18 protein-coding genes, 2 tRNA genes and 2 rRNA genes are annotated in these 17,020 nt (G+C 44.8%); 21 read left to right on the forward strand and 1 reads right to left on the reverse strand.

Translation table 11 applies throughout. The features are described from left to right. Together FYJ53_RS00005 and rrf are read left to right on the forward strand one after the other, a co-directional pair. Positions 1–81, forward strand: a 23S ribosomal RNA gene (locus FYJ53_RS00005); the annotation flags it as partial. Positions 82–155: 74 nt separating this feature from the next. Further along, positions 156–272 (forward strand): 5S ribosomal RNA (gene rrf, locus FYJ53_RS00010). Between the two features lie 235 nt (positions 273–507). Here rrf and mutY read toward each other — a convergent pair. Continuing rightward, on the reverse strand, positions 508–1,596 hold the full coding sequence (gene mutY / locus FYJ53_RS00015) for an A/G-specific adenine glycosylase (protein WP_148430517.1): 1,089 nt from the start codon (positions 1,594–1,596) through the stop codon (positions 508–510). 141 nt (positions 1,597–1,737) lie between these two features. Here mutY and FYJ53_RS00020 point away from each other — a divergent pair, with 141 nt between their 5' ends. The 19 genes from FYJ53_RS00020 to FYJ53_RS00110 all read left to right on the forward strand — a co-directional run bounded on the left by FYJ53_RS00020 (position 1,738) and on the right by FYJ53_RS00110 (position 16,941). Next, positions 1,738–2,850: a G5 domain-containing protein gene (locus tag FYJ53_RS00020; protein ID WP_148430519.1), complete on the forward strand. Its 1,113-nt coding sequence runs from the start codon at positions 1,738–1,740 to the stop codon at positions 2,848–2,850. 136 nt (positions 2,851–2,986) lie between these two features. Then, on the forward strand, positions 2,987–4,048 hold the full coding sequence (locus tag FYJ53_RS00025; protein WP_013378535.1) for a branched-chain amino acid aminotransferase: 1,062 nt from the start codon (positions 2,987–2,989) through the stop codon (positions 4,046–4,048). A gap of 93 nt (positions 4,049–4,141) precedes the next feature. Continuing rightward, positions 4,142–4,230 (forward strand) — tRNA-Ser (locus FYJ53_RS00030). Between the two features lie 58 nt (positions 4,231–4,288). Next, positions 4,289–4,380 (forward strand) — tRNA-Ser (locus FYJ53_RS00035). A gap of 367 nt (positions 4,381–4,747) precedes the next feature. Beyond that, positions 4,748–5,740, forward strand: a complete 993-nt coding sequence (locus tag FYJ53_RS00040) for a DUF3991 and TOPRIM domain-containing protein (RefSeq protein WP_154556839.1) — start codon at positions 4,748–4,750, stop codon at positions 5,738–5,740. Positions 5,741–5,880: 140 nt separating this feature from the next. Continuing rightward, complete coding sequence (locus FYJ53_RS00045) at positions 5,881–7,917, forward strand: collagen binding domain-containing protein (protein WP_154556840.1); 2,037 nt, start codon at positions 5,881–5,883, stop codon at positions 7,915–7,917. After that, on the forward strand, positions 7,901–9,415 hold the full coding sequence (locus FYJ53_RS00050; RefSeq protein ID WP_154556841.1) for a SpaH/EbpB family LPXTG-anchored major pilin: 1,515 nt from the start codon (positions 7,901–7,903) through the stop codon (positions 9,413–9,415). The genes FYJ53_RS00045 and FYJ53_RS00050 overlap by 17 nt, the downstream gene beginning before the upstream one ends. Positions 9,416–9,434: 19 nt before the next feature. Next, entirely contained in the window at positions 9,435–10,250 is an 816-nt protein-coding gene (locus FYJ53_RS00055) for a class C sortase (RefSeq protein WP_154556842.1), read from the forward strand. After that, positions 10,243–10,557 carry a hypothetical protein gene (locus FYJ53_RS00060; RefSeq protein WP_154556843.1) on the forward strand — a complete coding sequence of 105 codons (315 nt, stop codon included), beginning with the start codon at positions 10,243–10,245 and terminating at the stop codon, positions 10,555–10,557. The genes FYJ53_RS00055 and FYJ53_RS00060 overlap by 8 nt, the downstream gene beginning before the upstream one ends. 85 nt (positions 10,558–10,642) lie before the next feature. Further along, the gene (locus tag FYJ53_RS00065; RefSeq protein ID WP_154556844.1) at positions 10,643–11,281 is read left to right on the forward strand and encodes a hypothetical protein; all 639 of its coding nucleotides are present in this window, start codon (positions 10,643–10,645) and stop codon (positions 11,279–11,281) included. 510 nt (positions 11,282–11,791) lie between these two features. Further along, positions 11,792–12,619, forward strand: coding sequence for a ParA family protein (locus FYJ53_RS00070; RefSeq protein ID WP_154556845.1), 828 nt, complete (start codon positions 11,792–11,794; stop codon positions 12,617–12,619). Next, a complete protein-coding gene (locus tag FYJ53_RS00075) occupies positions 12,573–13,499 on the forward strand; it encodes a ParB/RepB/Spo0J family partition protein (RefSeq protein WP_154556846.1) in 927 nt (308 codons plus the stop codon). Before FYJ53_RS00070 ends, FYJ53_RS00075 begins: the two co-directional genes overlap by 47 nt. A 54-nt stretch (positions 13,500–13,553) precedes the next feature. Then, positions 13,554–14,135, forward strand: coding sequence for a hypothetical protein (locus FYJ53_RS00080; RefSeq protein WP_154556847.1), 582 nt, complete (start codon positions 13,554–13,556; stop codon positions 14,133–14,135). After that, positions 14,135–14,401, forward strand: coding sequence for a hypothetical protein (locus FYJ53_RS00085; protein ID WP_154556848.1), 267 nt, complete (start codon positions 14,135–14,137; stop codon positions 14,399–14,401). Before FYJ53_RS00080 ends, FYJ53_RS00085 begins: the two co-directional genes overlap by 1 nt. Further along, positions 14,394–14,681, forward strand: a complete 288-nt coding sequence (locus FYJ53_RS00090; RefSeq protein ID WP_090414235.1) for a hypothetical protein — start codon at positions 14,394–14,396, stop codon at positions 14,679–14,681. Before FYJ53_RS00085 ends, FYJ53_RS00090 begins: the two co-directional genes overlap by 8 nt. Before the next feature lie 11 nt (positions 14,682–14,692). Beyond that, positions 14,693–14,959: a hypothetical protein gene (locus FYJ53_RS00095; protein ID WP_154556849.1), complete on the forward strand. Its 267-nt coding sequence runs from the start codon at positions 14,693–14,695 to the stop codon at positions 14,957–14,959. After that, positions 14,931–15,509 (forward strand): YodL domain-containing protein, encoded by a 579-nt coding sequence (locus tag FYJ53_RS00100; RefSeq protein WP_154556850.1) that lies wholly within the window; start codon positions 14,931–14,933, stop codon positions 15,507–15,509. Before FYJ53_RS00095 ends, FYJ53_RS00100 begins: the two co-directional genes overlap by 29 nt. Positions 15,510–15,514: 5 nt before the next feature. Then, positions 15,515–15,910 (forward strand): hypothetical protein, encoded by a 396-nt coding sequence (locus FYJ53_RS00105; protein WP_154556851.1) that lies wholly within the window; start codon positions 15,515–15,517, stop codon positions 15,908–15,910. 23 nt (positions 15,911–15,933) lie between these two features. Next, positions 15,934–16,941, forward strand: coding sequence for an antirestriction protein ArdA (locus FYJ53_RS00110; RefSeq protein ID WP_154556852.1), 1,008 nt, complete (start codon positions 15,934–15,936; stop codon positions 16,939–16,941). The last annotated feature ends 79 nt before the right edge of the window (positions 16,942–17,020 follow it).

Genomic DNA, 17,020 nt, shown 5'->3' on the forward strand with positions numbered 1-17,020 from the left:
ACGACCAGGTAGATAGGCTGGAGGTGGAAGTGCAGCAATGTATGGAGCTGACCAGTACTAATCGGCCGAGGTCTTGATCTAACAAGACTTTTGAAACACTCTTTTCCTTTATGTTGTTTTGAGTGACCAAAAACTGAATAAAAACGCAAGATTGATCTCGTGATGATGGCGAAGGGGAAACACCTGTTTACATACCGAACACAGAAGTAAAGTCCTTCAGCGCTGAAAGTACTTGGTGGGCAACTGCCTGGGAGGATAGGACATCGCGGGGTCTTTTTACATTTAAGCTTAAGCCGCGCAAAAAAAAGAAAGGTGAGTGGCCCGTGCAAGTTTACTTGCAAAGGGCCAATGACCTTTCTTTTTATGGGGCGCAGCCCCTGACGAAGGTGTCTACAGGACACCGGAGTACGCGGCGATAAGAGCTGCTAACTTTTTTTGGTTAGTAGAACTTAACATTAAAAAGCAAAGAATCTAAAATAATTCCTTGCTTTTTTCTTTTTTACATCTTTATAGTAACACTAATAATTTAGAGAAAGCCGTTGGTAACGCCACAGCAGCCAGCTGTTCACGATCTTTGAAAGCGGCTTGAGTGTCACCATATTTTTCTGGTGCTTCAGCGGCCATCACGGAATTAATTTCAAAATAATAGACGGTCATATTCCAAATAATATGGCTGAAAACATGTTTGCAGCTACCAATATTTTTTCCTTCTGGAAGATTGGGAAAGATGGTTTCTAAAGCTTGGCGGATAGCGTTGCCAGGCTTTGTTTTTTCTTCTTCTATAATAGGAAAACTCCATAAACCTGACAGAAGGCCTTTATCCGGACGTTTAACAAGATAAAGAGCACCACCCATATCGACAATCCCAACTTCCATTTCAAGCTTTTTCTGACGTTTTTTTTTCGATTTAACGGGCAATTGATTCATTGTTCCTTCTCTAAAAGCTTCGCAGATATTCTGTTCAGGACAAATCATGCATTTGGGGTTGGTTGGGGTGCAAACTAAAGCGCCGAGTTCCATAAGGCCTTCATTAAAATCGCCGGGTTTATCAGGCAAAGCCTGAGCAACCCAGTCAGTAATGGCATTTTTTACTTTGACATTGGCGATGTCGCCGTTATAATTATTAAAGCGTGAGATTACACGCAGAACATTCCCGTCAATGGCAGGTACCTTTTCTTTAAAAGCAATACTGGCAATGGCGCCGCCCGTATATGGCCCGATGCCGGGAAGCTTAATGAGCGCATCGTAATGGTCTGGAAAAATACCGTTATACTCTTCATGAATTATTTTAGCGGCCTTATGAAGATTTTTCGCTCTGGAATAATAGCCCAGCCCCTCCCAGAGTTTTAGAACTTTATCTTCTGGTGCCTCAGCCAGAGCCGTTACATCGGGAAAAGCCTCTACAAAACGATGATAATAAGGAATAAGCGTATCAATCTGGGTTTGTTGCGCCATAATTTCTGAGATCCAGATATTGTATGGTTTTTTGGTCTCACGAAATGGCAGGGCACGTTTTGATTTGTAAAACCATTGTAAAAGATTTGTGGCAAAAATACGTGCAGTTTCTTTATGAAAATTTAAAATATTTTTCGTCATAATATCCTCCAATAGCCATTATTATAGCATAAATGCTTAAATAACTTGACAAACATCTAAAATCTTGTTAAAATTTATTTTGTAACGAACTTGTAAACTATACTTTGAATTTGTAAAACAAGTAAAAAAGGGGTACACGATTTGAATAAGTTAACATTGGTTAAGAGATTTTTAAAGAGGTATAAAAAGGAAACGGCCATCATTTCCGGTTTGTTTGTTCTGGTTGTTATTATTGGCGTAACCTGCGCGTTTAATGCGACTAAAGATGTAAAGCTTGTTTTAGACGAAAATAAAGCGACTGCAGCCGATGCTGTTAAGACAGAAGTTATCAATGCGCAGCTGCAGAAATCTGTAGAAGAAGTTCTTCAGGATCAGGGTTATCCAGTAAGTGAAGAATATACGATTAGCGTTGATCCGGATAAAAAAGTTAAAGATGTAGATACTGTTACAGTAAAGAAAAATGCTGTCGGCCAGATCAAGGTTGACGGAAAGACAGTTGATTATAAATCGGCAGCTGAAACAGTTGGAGATCTTTTGAGTGACAATAATGTTCAGTACGATGATGATGATATTGTAACGCCAGCGCCATCGACTGCTTTGACAACAGATGTATCAAATGTAACCATTACTCGTATTGAAGTAAAAGAAGAGGCTGGTGAAAGAGATATTCCTTTTGAAAGCGAAGAAAAAGAAAATGCAGAGCTTGAAGAGGGTACACGCAATGTTGTGACACAAGGTGTCGTTGGAAAAGCCGATTTTGTGGATAAAGTAACCTATCAGGACGGCGTAGAAGTAAAACGCGAGAATATTTCCAGCAATACAAAGGTTGAACCGGTTAAGGAAGTCGTGGAAGTTGGAACAAAGAAAGCTGTTCCTGAAAGCCTTGCTTCAAGCCCAAGTCCGAGCGCTGGAAATGCAACTCAGACTGCAGGCAGCGATTTTGATCTGATCTGTGCAATTGTTGCACATGAAGGCGGCACTTCCTATGAAGGCGCAATGGGGGTTATCTCCTGTGTTATGAACCGTGTAGACGCAGGGTGGGGCCCAGATGCTGTAAGTGTATTGACAGCACCAGGCCAGTTTGCTTCTTACCTTGACGGTTATTATACTCAGTATCTTGGTAATGCTCCAGCAGCTGTACAGCAGGCGGTTACAGACTGCATGGAAGGCGGCATCCGCAGCCATAATTTTACAAGCTTCAGAAGCTATCAGACCAGCGGTTCTGTATGTATTGCGGGGAATTGGTATTTCTAAATTGATCGTGTACAATTAAAAATACATATAAAAAGGGCAAATTTGCCCTTTTTTTTATTTTAGCACTTGTTCTTTGTATACAATAAATGTATACTATATATCAGAGTGTTTTTAAAAAGATTGGAGTGGAAGAACTATGGAAATCACGATTACGAAAAGAACACAGTTAAAGCCAAAACCAGATGAAAACAATTTGGTTTTCGGGACTGAATTTACAGATCATATGTTTATCATGGATTACACAGAAGGTAAGGGCTGGCATGATGCTAGAATCGTCCCATATGGGCCGATAGAGCTTTCTCCAGCGGCGATGGTGCTTCATTATGCCCAGGAAGTTTTCGAGGGAATGAAAGCCTATAAAACGCCAGAGGGAGATATCCAGTTTTTCAGACCTATGGAAAACTTTGCGCGTATGAATCGTTCAAATGTCCGGATGTGTATTCCTCAGATTGATGAAGAATTTGTATTTGATGCTTTAAAGCAGCTTGTCGCCCTTGATCAGGACTGGGTGCCTCACGCACCGGGGACTTCTTTGTATATTCGTCCTTTTGTCTTTGCAACAGACCCATTTATCGGTGTTCGCACCAGCCATCACTATAAATTTATTATTATTTTGAGTCCAGTAGGTGCATATTATGCGACAGGCCTGCAGCCTGCAAAAATGCATGTGGAAGATATTTACTCAAGAACTGTTGTGGGTGGCACAGGTGAGGCTAAATGCGGTGGTAACTATGCAGGCGGTCTGGCGGCCCAGGAAAAAGCCCATGATGAAGGATTTGAACAGATTCTCTGGCTCGATGGTGCAGAGCGCAGGTATATTGAAGAAGTAGGAACCAGCAATATTTTCTTTAAGGTAGATGGCAAATTTATTACACCAGAGCTTCATGGAACCATTCTTCCGGGAATCACCCGTAAAAGTGTTATTGAGCTTCTGCGCTCCTGGGGAGAAGAAGTCATTGAACGCCGTATTACCATTGATGAGTTTGTGGATATGTATCATAAAGGTCAGGTTGAAGAAGTATTCGGGACTGGAACAGCGGCTGTTGTATCACCGATTGGCGGTTTGGAATACCAGGGTGAGGATATGAGCTTTAATAATGGCGAAATCGGCGAATACACTCAAAGAATTTACGATACACTGTTCGGAATGCAAACAGGAACGGTTGAAGATAAACTGGGTTGGACGGTGAAACTCTAAATAAAAAACCATAAAAAAAAACCAGTAAAAATCACGAAAAAAATGGTTGACAGGGGCTTCAGCCCCTGTTATAATTAATCTTGCATTTCGAGTCGAGAGGTACCGAAGTGGTCATAACGGGGCGGTCTTGAAAACCGTTAGGGTGCAAGCCCACGTGGGTTCGAATCCCACCCTCTCGGCCATCAAAACTGAATAGGTCAGTGATAAAAAACGTAGTCTTTTTTAGCTGACATTAAACATGGAGAAGTACTCAAGTGGCTATAAGAGGTGCCCCTGCTAAGGGTATAGGCCGTTAACGCGGTGCGAGGGTTCAAATCCCTCCTTCTCCGCCAAACCGCATAAATACTGGGTTTCAGAGATTCTGTAGCCCAGTTTTTTTTATACAAAAAAGCAAAATAAGGGCTTAGATTAAGAAGAAAAAAATACGGAAAAATATAGCTGAAAAAGGTTAAAAATGACTGATTTCTGTCAGTGGAATGTCAGCAGCGGTCAGGAAAATGTCAGCAATATTCACAATAATTATAATGAAAGGAATGATATACGGTACAAAATCCGTTGTTTTTTGATTCAAAATCATGGCAGGGTTTTAGAATTTCTATACAGCATTAATTATAAAGATTATAGGATCGTAAAGAAGCAGATTAACTTTTAAGCATGAGTTGATCTGCTTTTTTTGTACCCAAATTAAGGAGTTGAATAATGAAAAAGAGATTCACCGATGATCAAATAGACTATGTAAATACAATTAATATTATAGACTACATGGAGTACCGCGGTCTTGACCTCAAACGCAGCAACCGCCGGGTGAAGGTAAAAGGGTGGAACGGTCTTGACGTAACGCCCGACGGGCGTAAATGGAAAGACTTTGCATCCGGTCAGGGAGGGTACATTATTCAGTTTGTCACCTGGCTCAATGCCTGCAGCTGGAAAGAAGCCGTTCAAGAGCTGCTGGACTTCAGCCATCACGCCCCACCCGCCCATCGGCCCATCCCGCAGACGGAGCCACCGCCGTCAAAGCCTTTTTGCCTGCCGCCCAAAGCCAAAAGTTACCGCAATCTCTTTGCCTATCTGTTAAAAACCCGCAAGCTTGATCCGAAGATCGTTCAATACTGTGTTGATCAAAAACTTATCTATCAGGATGAACGCTGTAATTGCGTGTTTGTAGGATATGACGATAGTGAAGAACCCGCATCCGCTTTTCTGCGCGGGAGTAACGAATATGCCCCTTTTAAGATGCTCGTGGAGGGAAGCCGGGCCGAATACGGATTTACCTTACCCGGAGCCAATTCACGGATTTTTATCTTTGAATCACCCATCGACTTACTTTCCTATATGACCCTTAAAAACATGCGCAATCCGCTTTGCTTTGACAACCGCCGGGATCACTATCTTTCCTGCAATGGCCTGAAATACCTTCCGATATTGCACTACCTGTCAACACATCATGAAATCAGTCAAATTGTGTTTGGTGTGGACAATGACCCGGTCAATGAATACGGGAACCGTCCCGGTCAGGATTTTATTAAGAGTGCCACACAGGAAATCATGGAAGCTTTTCCAGACCGATTCACAACGTCAAAACAATTCATCACAGATTTACCAAGACAAAAAGACTGGAATCAGGAACTTGTCACATTTAGAAAAAATCAAGAACACAAAAAATCGAATAGAGCACGGCAGCCATGCCGCTGAGAGCAGCTGATCAATCCCAATTGAAAGCTGCTTTTTCTTTGCCCAAAACAGAAAATAAACGCCGTAAGGCGGTTGAGATAGATATTTTTAAATAGGAGGTTCAAACGTGAAAGAACAAAATTGTAAAAGGAGGAATCAGCATGACACACCGATTTAAACAGGCTGTCGTTTTGCTCATGGCCCTGTTGATGCTGATTTATGGCTGCGGCTTCAAAACAGAGGTTTTGGCAAACACAGAGACGGAAAATTCACTGGAGATCACAGAGCCAACCGTTCAAACCAATCCGGCATCTACCGGAGAGAACGAGGATACCAAGAAAAAAAGTCCTGAACTGGATGCCGGGGAACAAGCGATTCTGGATACAAACGGCCTTACCGCCACCGAGGACACCGGAAAGAGGGATGCTTTCGGCAACTACATTTTAGGCGAGACGAGCACAGGCGGAACGGTGAGCTGTTCCACCAGTCTCAGGACATTGGCGAGCCGGAGCTTTGGGGATGAACCCCACTACAAAAAATTTCAGCGGGCCGCAGGGTGGGATGATGGCGTGATCTACAGCAGCGACTTTGCCAGTCCCGACGGAAGCGACATCATTACAACCACCACGCCGATTTTGAGAATCAGCGATAACGGCGTGGATCAGATCGCCTACTGTGCCGATCCGTCACTCAACATTCCCTCAGAAGTTGTCGGTCCCAACGGTCTGGTCACTTATAACCGGGAAAGCTGGAACGTGCAGAGCTGGCGTATCCGAAACGTCATGTGGCACGGCTATCATGATGGAAACAGCGGGGAATACTATGTTCAGACATGGGCGGCGATCCGCGTCATTGCAGGCATCGGCTCTTATACCGATTATTATATGACCGATCCCACCGTTGCCAACCTTGTGAATACCCTCAGCTATCAGAACCCCAATAACTGGGATGCCAGCTGGAGCATTATCCCGGAACGGGAGGAAGCGGTCTGGAACGCCAATACCAAGCGGCAGGAAACCGGATGGTTTCAGACATACTGCAGCAATATCGCCGATCATGGAAACTATACCGTCACTTTGCCTAGTGGTGTACACGCCATAGCCCGCAACACATCCGGTCAGACCTACGGGGACTATACCAGCTCCATGACCATCTATGACGATGACGACTTTATGTTGTACGCAGACGGCAGTTATCAGGGTGAGGTCTCCGCAACCATTACGCCAACAACCGTTAAACGCCACAGCAGTGATGCCGGAAATCCGGATGCCTGCGTCATTTACGCCCCAGACGTGCCCGATACCCAGAGACTTTTTGTTTCCCTTGCTGTCGGCCAAAGCCCATTAAGCGGCAGCTTCCGTGCAAACTTCACCGGTGCCACCGGGGATGCCCAGCTGCAAAAGACGGATAACCGTACCAAAGAAAAGCTCGCCGGAGCCACCTTTGGCCTGTATGACACCAAGGGTAACTTATTGAAACAGGGGGTGACCGATGAAAACGGGCAGTGGAACGTGACGGATTTAGTTTTTGGAGACTACTACTTTAAAGAAATTTCCGCGCCAAAGGGCTATGAGCTGGATCAGACAAAGCTTCACTTTACCATTGACGGCATACGAGATGTGGTGACCGTTTCTAAAACCAATGAACCGAAAAAAGTTCCCTTTAACTTTAAGAAGCTGGACACGGAAACTCAACAGCCCTTGAAAGGCGTCACCTTTGTGCTGTATGGCTGTGATGAAAAGCATACGCATAACAACCTACAGGATGACAAGATTAAATCCTGCTGGCAGACCGTTATCGGCACCCGGATCAGCGGTACAGACGGGAAAATTGACTTTGGCAATCTCTATGCCGGAGAATATCAGCTCATGGAAACCAAGACCGTTCCCGGCTATGCCAAGCCCATGGGGCAGTGGCGTGTGACCATTGATCCGGAAGCGGCAGAACCTGTCAAGGTCAGCGTCAAGGGAAGCGCGCCAGCCTTCTCCAAGGACGGCAGTAACCTGAGTGTGGCCAATACTAAAAACTTTAAGCTGCCCTTTACTGGTGGAAACGGAAATCATCGAATAACACTCATGCTCACCGGTATCGTGCTCATCGTCGCAGCCGCAGGCACAGCTCTGGTTTTGAAAAAGCGCAACAACAATAAAAAGACAAACAAAAAAAGAAAGGAACAGAAAAATGAATCTGAAAAATAAACCATTGTTCAAGAAAATCGGCGGCCTTGCCTTAAGCATTGCCGTTTTATGCACAAGCTGCGGCCCCGCTTTTGCCGCTACCGGATCACCTGATACCAGTGCAACGCGGAGCCTGACCATTCACAAATACCGGATGGAGGACATCACAAAAGCCACCACCGAGGGGAGCGGGCAGCAGACCGATCAAGTTCCTGCCGATGCGATCCCTTTGCCGGGTATCCAATTCAAAGTTATGAAAATGCAGGATACCGACAACACCAAGGTGGATACCACCTGGAACATTCAAACCGTCACCACTGGAGCCGATGGAGTCGTCACGATTCAAGGCAATGACAACCTCCCCATGGGCGTGTACCGCATTGAAGAACAGACCAACCCGGCAGTGGCCGAAAAGGCCGGCCCGTGTCTGGTGTCGGTGCCCCTCACGAATCCGGCAGGGGATGGCTGGATTTACAACGTCCACGTATTCCCCAAAAATCAGATCAAACCCGGCCCGGACATCGACAAGTTTGTTACGGAACTGGAAAACAAACATGACACCGCCGACATCAGCGAGAGCGTAAAGTGGATTATCAAGACAACCCTTCCGGACGATATGGCGACCTGTAAGAACTACACAATAACAGACATCATTGACACCCGATTAGATTTTGTTCCGGCCAGTGTCAAGGTCTACCGTGTCGATACCGATAAAAACCGCGTGCTCATGACACCGGACTGCTATACGGTCACGGAACCGAACACGGCCAACAGCCGAACCTTAACCGTATCCCTGACGGATGCAGGCAAAAAGACCGCGGCTAAATCTTTGCCAAACACCAAAGATAAAAATGCTGCCCTCAACATTGAGTTCAACACCTTTGTAAACAAAACCGCCGAGGGCAGCTTAGGTAAGCCAATCCCAAACGGCGCGACGATCCACTATACCAATAACTTAGACATTTTCTTTGAACCACAAACCGTTCCCGATGACAAAAAGCCCGAAGTACACACTGGAGGAATCAACCTTTTAAAAGTGGATGCGGACGACAATATCCTTAAGCTTCAAGGCGCAAAATTTAAAATTTACCGAACCGAAGCCGATGCGAAAAAGAACATCAACGCCGTCAAAGACCCTGCCAATAACGCCATTGACTGGGAAGTAACCACGGACGCAAACGGCATCGCGCACTTCTGGGGCCTTGCCTATGGACAGAAGGGCCAGGATGCCTACTATGGGGACAGCACCAACTACTGGATCGTTGAGACACAGGCCCCAATTGACAATGAAGGGAAGCCCTACAATCTACTGAAATACCCTGTAAAGGTGACCGTCAATTCAAACAGTCATGCCGAAGCCAACAAGATCGTTGTGGAAAACATCAAGCATTACGACCTCCCCTACACAGGCGGCACCGGAAGTTTAACACCTCTTTATATGGGCGCGGCATTGATCCTTATGGCAGCTGGAACCGCCATTCTTTTCATCCGGGGCAAACGAAACACAGGGAACAAATAGGCAAAAGGGGAAGCTGGAAATGAGAAACAAAGCAATGCTGCTGCTAATTATTGTTCTGATCAGTGCGGGGATTGGCTGCATCCTTTATCCGGATATGGTTTATCTTCTGGCTTCCCAAAAACAGGGACAGGTGATTCAGGATTATCAAATGACGACAGAGGAGATGAACCAACAGCGTATGGATGAAGCCTATCAAAATGCCATTAACTACAACGAAGAGTTAATTAATCCGATCATTGGAGATCCTTTTTCTGAGGATGCACAAGACAATGTCATGGATTATGCAGAGATTCTAAATGTTGATGGGGTTATGGGGACACTCGAGATACCAAAAATAAAAGTGAACCTACCCATCTATCACGGGACATCTGAATCCGTGATCTCGCGAGGTGTGGGACATCTGAAAAACACCGCTCTGCCCGTTGGCGGCACCGGGACACACGCGGTGCTGACCGGACACCGGGGCTATGCGGGCGCGAAGCTGTTCACGGATTTAGATCAGCTGGTCATGGGAGATCGCTTTTATCTGCACGTCCTTGATAAGACTTTAACCTATGAGGTGGATCAGATTTTAGTGGTCACACCCGATCAGACCGAAGCCTTAAAACCCGTGGATGGGCAGGATTTTGTAACCCTGCTGACCTGCACGCCGTACCAGATCAACAGCCATCGGCTGCTGGTGCGCGGCAAACGAATTAAAGAACTTCCCGCAGAAGCGAAACCTGAGACCATGGAAGAACCGACACCTGTTAAGGAATTGATTTTTTCTTTTGTATCCTTAGTGGGAATTGCAGCAGGTATCTGGTATTTGAAAAGGAGGAAGAAATGTGAATGAATGGGATTTAGGCGCAGTGCTGACATTAACCGGGATGATGACTTTTGGCTTGATCCTGTTATGGGGCATCCGAAAGCGGGAGAAAAAATACCGAAGCTATCCGCCGTGGCTGGCGGTGCAGATTGTGAGTATTTTAAGTCTGCTCATATGCGTGCCGGTTTATCTGATGTTTAACAACGGTTATTCTGGTGTTCGAATACTTTCAGCATCGTTGAGCCTTGCGATTGTAATCATTGGTTTGGGGCGGGCTGTTTCCCGGCTAAAACGGCATTACTTTCACTGGAAAGATAGAAAGGGAGTGATTTAAAAAGATAAAAGTTGCCATTTGATTTGTTAGATTTATTAAAAAAATGTATAATGTACTTAAGTTAATCCAAAGGGGTGAATCTAGAATGCAATTAGATTGGAATTTTTGTCTTTCAGTGGTTACCGTTGTTATTGCTATCATCGCATTGCTTCAAACAAAACAGCAGATAAAGCTAAGTAACAAACAGCATTTGTTTGATGAACGTATCGAAAACTATGGCATTGCAATAGGGTTAATGCAACTGTATGAAAAAAATCGTGATTTTTTTGATGAAAATGAAGATGATAAAGCAATGCTATCAATTAGTTGCTGGTTTGAACTAATGACAAATAATACTTATTTAGAGCAAATAGCATCTGTAATTAAAAATCCCCTTAAACAGCCAGATCACAAGGAATTCTTAGTAAAATTAGAGATGCTCAATTCTGTTGCGACTAAAATTGAGTTTTTATTTAATGAACAGGAAGCTGCTTTATTGAGCAAATTTGTTTTTTGTTATCAAAAATTTTTAATGATAATGTATCAGTATCAAATACTTTTAGATAACATGAAGAAAGCAGCTCAAGATCATCAATGGACATTTGAAGAATGCCAACAAAAAATGGGGGAAGATCAGCAACGAGATAAGGTGCATGCGATTCTGAAAGAATTAGAAAAAGCATATACCATGTTAGAACAAGAAAATGTTAATGAAAAGATAAAAAAACAGATAAAATTAAAATAGAATAGTGATTAGTGCAAATTAAAACGGTATTTATAGAGAAATTGCTGTAGTAAAGAAAGTATACTAACAATAATAAAAACCGCTGAACTATTTTTTTGTAGGACTAGTTTTAGATAATCACATATTCTATCGTAGCTAAACAGAAAGTAAAACTTTTGTATGATTACTATTATGTGGATGTAAAAGACGAAGATAAAAAAGATTTTATAAAATCATAGGAATCGGTATTGATGTTATTGGTTTTGGGTTCCTCAGTGCGTCAATTCTAACCTATATTTTTGATAATAATGTGATATGTTTAACCTTTATCGCATATACACTATTATCGGACTTGTTATCTTTGTCTATGGACAATACAAGTATCATTAACTTAAATCGTTCAAGAAAACAATTGAATAAGCTTGTCAACAAGCATTTATAACGGGAATACGCAATCAGTATTCTCTTTTTTATTACGGCCCGCCGCTCAAAAACCATTGAGCGGCTTTTTTTATTGAGGAGGTGCCAATTATGGCAAAAACCAAAGTCATCACAATCTCGAATCAAAAAGGTGGCGTCGGCAAGACCAACGTCACAGTGAACCTCGGTGTTGGTCTGGCAAACGAAGGAAAGAAAGTGCTTCTGGTGGACAGTGATCCACAGGGAGATTTAACCACTTCCCTCGGATGGTACGACCACTATGGACTTGACGCGACACTAACCACCATGATGCAGGGCATTGTCGCTGACCAGCCCATTGACCCAAAGGCGGTGATCCTGCATCACCCGGAAAACGTCGATTTAATTCCCGCGGATTTAGACCTCGCAGGCATGGAGATGTCACTGCTGGTGGCCATGAACCGGGAATCCGTACTGCGCATGTGTCTGCAGGACATCAAGAAGGACTATGACTATATCCTCATCGACACCATGCCAAGCCTGGGAATTTTATCAATTAATGCCATGGCCGCGGCGGACAGCATCATCATTCCCGTACAGGCTCAGTATCTGGCCCTCAATGGAATGACCCAGCTGATCCAGTCCATCAGCAAGGTTAAGCGGCAGATCAACCCCAATTTAAAGGTTGAAGGGGCACTCATTACCATGGCCGATATTAACAGCAACATGACCAAAGAGGTGGCCGAAGCACTCCATGAGCAGTACGGAAAACAGCTTTATATTTTCCGCAACGCCATTCCGCGGGCTACAAAAGCAGCAGAAACCAGTGCGGCGGCCAAAAGCATTTACACCTATGATAAGGGAACAAAAATCTGTGAAGCCTACAAAGCTTTGACGAGGGAGGTGATTACCCATGGCAGTAAACAAAAAGATAAACATGCCGCTTCCCAGTGCCGATGACCTGTTTAAAACCGATGCAGAAAGGCAGAACGATGGACTGGAAAAAGTCATGGAAATCCCCATTGAGGAAATATCAAGCTTTCCGGACCATCCCTTTAAGCTCCAGATGGATGAAGCCATGAGCGAGATGGTCGAGAGCATCAGAGAATATGGGGTACTGTCGCCCGCTTTGGTCAGGCCGAAAGAAGGTGAGGGATACGAGATGGTCTCCGGCCACCGAAGAAAAATGGCTTCTGAGATTGCAGAAAAAACCACGATCCCCTGTATTGTCCGCAATCTGACGGATGATGAAGCAACCATTTTGATGGTAGATTCTAATCTGCAAAGAGAGAATATATTGCCATCTGAGAAGGCTTACGCATATAAAATGAAATTGGAGGCTTTAAAACATCAGGGAAAAAAGATGGACGAAACTTCCCGACCAGTGGTCGGAAAGTCTGAGAGTGCTGAAATTGTTGGTAAAGAATCTGGTGATAGTGGTAGACAAATTCAGCGTTATATCCGCTTAACCGAACTGGATTCCCCCATTTTGGACATGGTGGATGAGGGGAGAATCGCATTCCGGCCAGCGGTGGAACTGTCCTACCTGAAACCTGCCGAGCAAAAACAGCTTTTAGAGGTGATGGAGAGCGAGGAATGTACCCCTTCACTGACACAGTCCACCAAGCTGAAACAGTTCTCCAAGGAAGGAAAGCTCACAAACAACGTCATTTTATCCATCATGAAAGAGGTTAAGCCCAACCAGAAGGAAACCATCAAAATTAAGAAAGAGAAAATCAGCAAATATTTCAGGAAAGGAACCACCGACAAAAAAATTGAAGATACCATCATCAAGGCGTTGGAGCTTTATCAGAAACGCCAGAAGCAGATGGAGAGGTAACAGGATTCCGGGCGGCAGAGATGCCGCCCATTTACGTTCAAAGGAGGAACAAAGATGTTAGAAACAGATTGGATGTACAAAGATTATCAGATCACACAGGCCATTGATATTCACAGGCGTATGGTTATTTTTGGGGAATGTCGGTCAGATGATAAACCAACAGCGTTTTTGTGTGGCTATTATGAGCCTCTGCTGTTGGAGGATGTCTACTCAGAAATGCAAACTGGCGATTATCTGGAAATGATGGAACTATTTTTACAGCGTGTGCAGGGTCAGATCGACAAAGTGCGGGCCGAACAACAGGAGATGGACGTACCGCTGGATATTATTACCCAGGAAATGTGTGATCCTTATCAGCAGAACAAAAACCTCTGCGGCCAGATGATTGCGATTGAGCCCATATGGTTTCGACCAGAGGAACGCATTGCACCCAAACAGATCGGCTATGTGATGGCCGATAAGACACCTTCAAAGGACAGTCTCGTGTACAAACGGCTCTACGATGGCCTGAGCAAGAGCTGTTCTTATGGTTATATTCTGGGGGTAATTAAGCCGAAGCATCAGCCAGACTGGGCGAAAGAAGCCATAAGAAATTTACAAAAAAATGCAAAAATGAGAAAAGGAGAAGCACGCTGATGGAAAAACAGGAAAACAAAGGCTATCAGATCACCGACAGCATCCAAGTCGGGAATACCGCTTTCGTCATCGGACACAGTGAAAAGCTGCCCTATCCCTATGTGGTTTGGAAGAAAACCGAAGCCCAGGGATACAATTACGGCCATTATAAAAATCATCGTCAGGAAGCTGTTGAAGATTTGTGCCGCCGGGCACTCAAAGAATTAAAAATACAAAGAAATAAAGAAATGCGGAAACCACGAAAGGAGCAGACCGAAAATGAATAAATTACCAGAACAGTGCTATAACACACTACGCTCCACCGGAGAGCTTGTCACCATCCGGAAAAATGAAAAAGGCTATTTCCCGTCCGAGCTGTCCACACCGGATATGTTAACAAACCGGGCCATTGCCGAGCGGGCCAACCGAAAGGCTGGGATCACCAAGGCGCAGACAGCCGCCATGGTCGGCGGTTCTTTGTTTGGATGGTCATCACCCGCCGCGAATCCAGATAACTATGATGCCAACGGCAATTTTGTCCGCGGACGCTTCAAGGATGAACCGTAAGGAGCAGTGCCATGGCTAAAAACACCAAAGGTTTCAGGGCTTTAACGCGCCTGATCGAAGCAGGCTATAACACAGAAAAGGCCATTGCGGGCATGACCATGACTGAAATGCTGGCATTGCCCGGCGTGTCGGTCTCCGAACTTGTCCAGTTCGACGAGCTGCAAAAGAGCGTCAAAGCAGGCAAAATTGTCACCTACTTAGGCACAGCAGAGCAAAAAGAAAAGAAAAAAGAGGAAGGAGCAAAAGCACATGACAGCACCAATGATACGGTTTATTGATACCCGGTACAATGACTTGTTCACGTTACAGGACAGCGGTTTGATTACCGAGAAGCGGCTTGATGGAACAACCAATACCCATCAATGCTACTATCTGGACGACTACCATACAAAGATTGGACGGAATGTTTTTCATATCTACGAGTATGCCAAACGCATGGAAGCAATCGGCGCGCGGTATTTTCCCGCGCAGCCAAAGGAAAAGGACGTGATGGATTACTATGAAATTTACCAGATTCCCGACAGGATAAATACCGATTATGGTTTTTGCACCTATGCAGAAGCCCGTACAAAAATCTCTCCAAAGGATTATGCCCGTGTCTATATGGCTGTCTTAGCACCAGATGTAGATCAAGAAGATTTATATAAACAGCACAACATGGATGACCGGCCCTTTGGAAATAGAATACACGCGTTATCTTTAGGGGACGTACTGGTTTTTCACAGAGGTGGACAAACCCGGGCATATTATGTGGATACCATTGGATTTCCGGAAGTTCCGCAATTTTTGACACCGGAAAAGCAAAATAAAAAAGAACAGGTGAGGTGATCACATTGCTAAACGCACGCATTACATACGGCGGCAAGCAGCTTTTAACCAAGCTTTGGTACCCACAAGACACCATCAAATGGGCTTTATACGATATGGGCATCAGAAAACCCATGGATAAAATCTATCCGGATGACCCGGAAATTCAAATCCAGTATCTGCCCGACAGCCCAGAGGGACAGCTGCTTTTATCCTTGATTACCTACCGCCATTCCCTCATGGAAGTCAACACCGCCTGCCGGGCTTACTACTGCACCGGGGACTACCGCGTTATGGACCGCATGGACGAGCGGCTTGAAAAGGGCATTATTAAAACATTGGAGGACTATATTAAAACCGCGCAGCGGATCAAGAGAAAGCTGGATAAAGACCCGATCCGGCGGAAAACCGATGCGCGGTAAAAGAAAGAAGGAGGAAAATCAACATGTACGAGGGTGTGATTAACGCCTATGTGACGAACTTAGGCCGCTATAACGAGGGCTGTCTGGTGGGTGAGTCCTTAGCTTTACCCGCCAACACTGAGGAAGTACAGGCTCTTTTTGAGCGGATCGGCGTAGACGGAAAGCGATACGAGGAATACTTTATCACCGACTATGAAACAGAGGTCAGCGGCCTGGGCGATTGTCTGGGCGAATATGAAAATCTGGATGCTCTGAATTATCTCGCATCCTGCCTTGATGAGCTGACCGAGGAAGAAATGAGAAAATATGAAATTGCTGTTGAGGAGGGCGACTACACGTCAAGCATCGTGGATTTAATCAATCTGACCCAAAATCTGGATTGCTACGACATCGTTCAGGACATCGACAACGACTATGCGCTGGGGGAATACTATATCAACGAGTGCGGTGCATATCTCGATATACCGGAGGGACTGAGCAACTATATCGCCTATGACGCATACGGACGGGACGCGCGGATGAATGATTGCGGGAGCTACATCAACGGCTGTTATGTGTGTGAAACCGGAGCGAGTTTTTACCCTTTTTTCGACGGGAATGAGATTCCCGAAGAATATTGTATCACGGCTTTTCCCGAGCCGAAAGAAGTGGATGCTCTGCTGGTTCGCGTCGGACAGCCCCCTGAAAAAGTCCGCATTGAAAATGGTCTGGAAGGGATTGAGAGCGTCTTTGAAGGGACGCTTTGCGCATACCCCATGTCCGGTGAAACACTAATCATTACACAAAAAGAAGATAAACGGATTCCAAACTGTGCAGTTTTTGACACGGCTGAACATGAGAAGATCAATATTTATGGCGATTTTCTGCTGTGCAATTGGGACTTTGAAGCCCTAAAGGCCAGAGACCTGACACCAAAACAGATTGAAAAGTACAGGGATCAGCTGGAACACCCGGAAAAATACAATGGAGATGTGCAGCGAAAGATTGCATTTCCGGAAAAAGGGAAACACCGGGATACCATGGAACGGTAAGCAGAATGTCATTGGGAGATTCTGCTTTTTTTATTTCAGAAAGGGGGTGATGCCCTGAACGAATCAATAGAACTCACGG

It is taken from the genome of Eubacterium sp. BL-380-WT-2B, assembly GCF_009696115.1.
Taxonomy (GTDB): domain Bacteria; phylum Bacillota; class Clostridia; order Eubacteriales; family Eubacteriaceae; genus Eubacterium; species Eubacterium callanderi.

What these genes read in the sequence shown, in the direction of transcription:
- mutY (WP_148430517.1), bottom strand. Translation starts at nt 1,596, where the DNA reads ATGACGAAAAATATTTTAAATTTTCATAAAGAAACTGCACGTATTTTT.
- FYJ53_RS00025 (WP_013378535.1), top strand. Translation starts at nt 2,987, where the DNA reads ATGGAAATCACGATTACGAAAAGAACACAGTTAAAGCCAAAACCAGAT.
- FYJ53_RS00040 (WP_154556839.1), top strand. Translation starts at nt 4,748, where the DNA reads ATGAAAAAGAGATTCACCGATGATCAAATAGACTATGTAAATACAATT.
- FYJ53_RS00045 (WP_154556840.1), top strand. Translation starts at nt 5,881, where the DNA reads ATGACACACCGATTTAAACAGGCTGTCGTTTTGCTCATGGCCCTGTTG.
- FYJ53_RS00050 (WP_154556841.1), top strand. Translation starts at nt 7,901, where the DNA reads ATGAATCTGAAAAATAAACCATTGTTCAAGAAAATCGGCGGCCTTGCC.
- FYJ53_RS00055 (WP_154556842.1), top strand. Translation starts at nt 9,435, where the DNA reads ATGAGAAACAAAGCAATGCTGCTGCTAATTATTGTTCTGATCAGTGCG.
- FYJ53_RS00065 (WP_154556844.1), top strand. Translation starts at nt 10,643, where the DNA reads ATGCAATTAGATTGGAATTTTTGTCTTTCAGTGGTTACCGTTGTTATT.
- FYJ53_RS00070 (WP_154556845.1), top strand. Translation starts at nt 11,792, where the DNA reads ATGGCAAAAACCAAAGTCATCACAATCTCGAATCAAAAAGGTGGCGTC.
- FYJ53_RS00075 (WP_154556846.1), top strand. Translation starts at nt 12,573, where the DNA reads ATGGCAGTAAACAAAAAGATAAACATGCCGCTTCCCAGTGCCGATGAC.
- FYJ53_RS00080 (WP_154556847.1), top strand. Translation starts at nt 13,554, where the DNA reads ATGTTAGAAACAGATTGGATGTACAAAGATTATCAGATCACACAGGCC.
- FYJ53_RS00085 (WP_154556848.1), top strand. Translation starts at nt 14,135, where the DNA reads ATGGAAAAACAGGAAAACAAAGGCTATCAGATCACCGACAGCATCCAA.
- FYJ53_RS00090 (WP_090414235.1), top strand. Translation starts at nt 14,394, where the DNA reads ATGAATAAATTACCAGAACAGTGCTATAACACACTACGCTCCACCGGA.
- FYJ53_RS00095 (WP_154556849.1), top strand. Translation starts at nt 14,693, where the DNA reads ATGGCTAAAAACACCAAAGGTTTCAGGGCTTTAACGCGCCTGATCGAA.
- FYJ53_RS00100 (WP_154556850.1), top strand. Translation starts at nt 14,931, where the DNA reads ATGACAGCACCAATGATACGGTTTATTGATACCCGGTACAATGACTTG.
- FYJ53_RS00110 (WP_154556852.1), top strand. Translation starts at nt 15,934, where the DNA reads ATGTACGAGGGTGTGATTAACGCCTATGTGACGAACTTAGGCCGCTAT.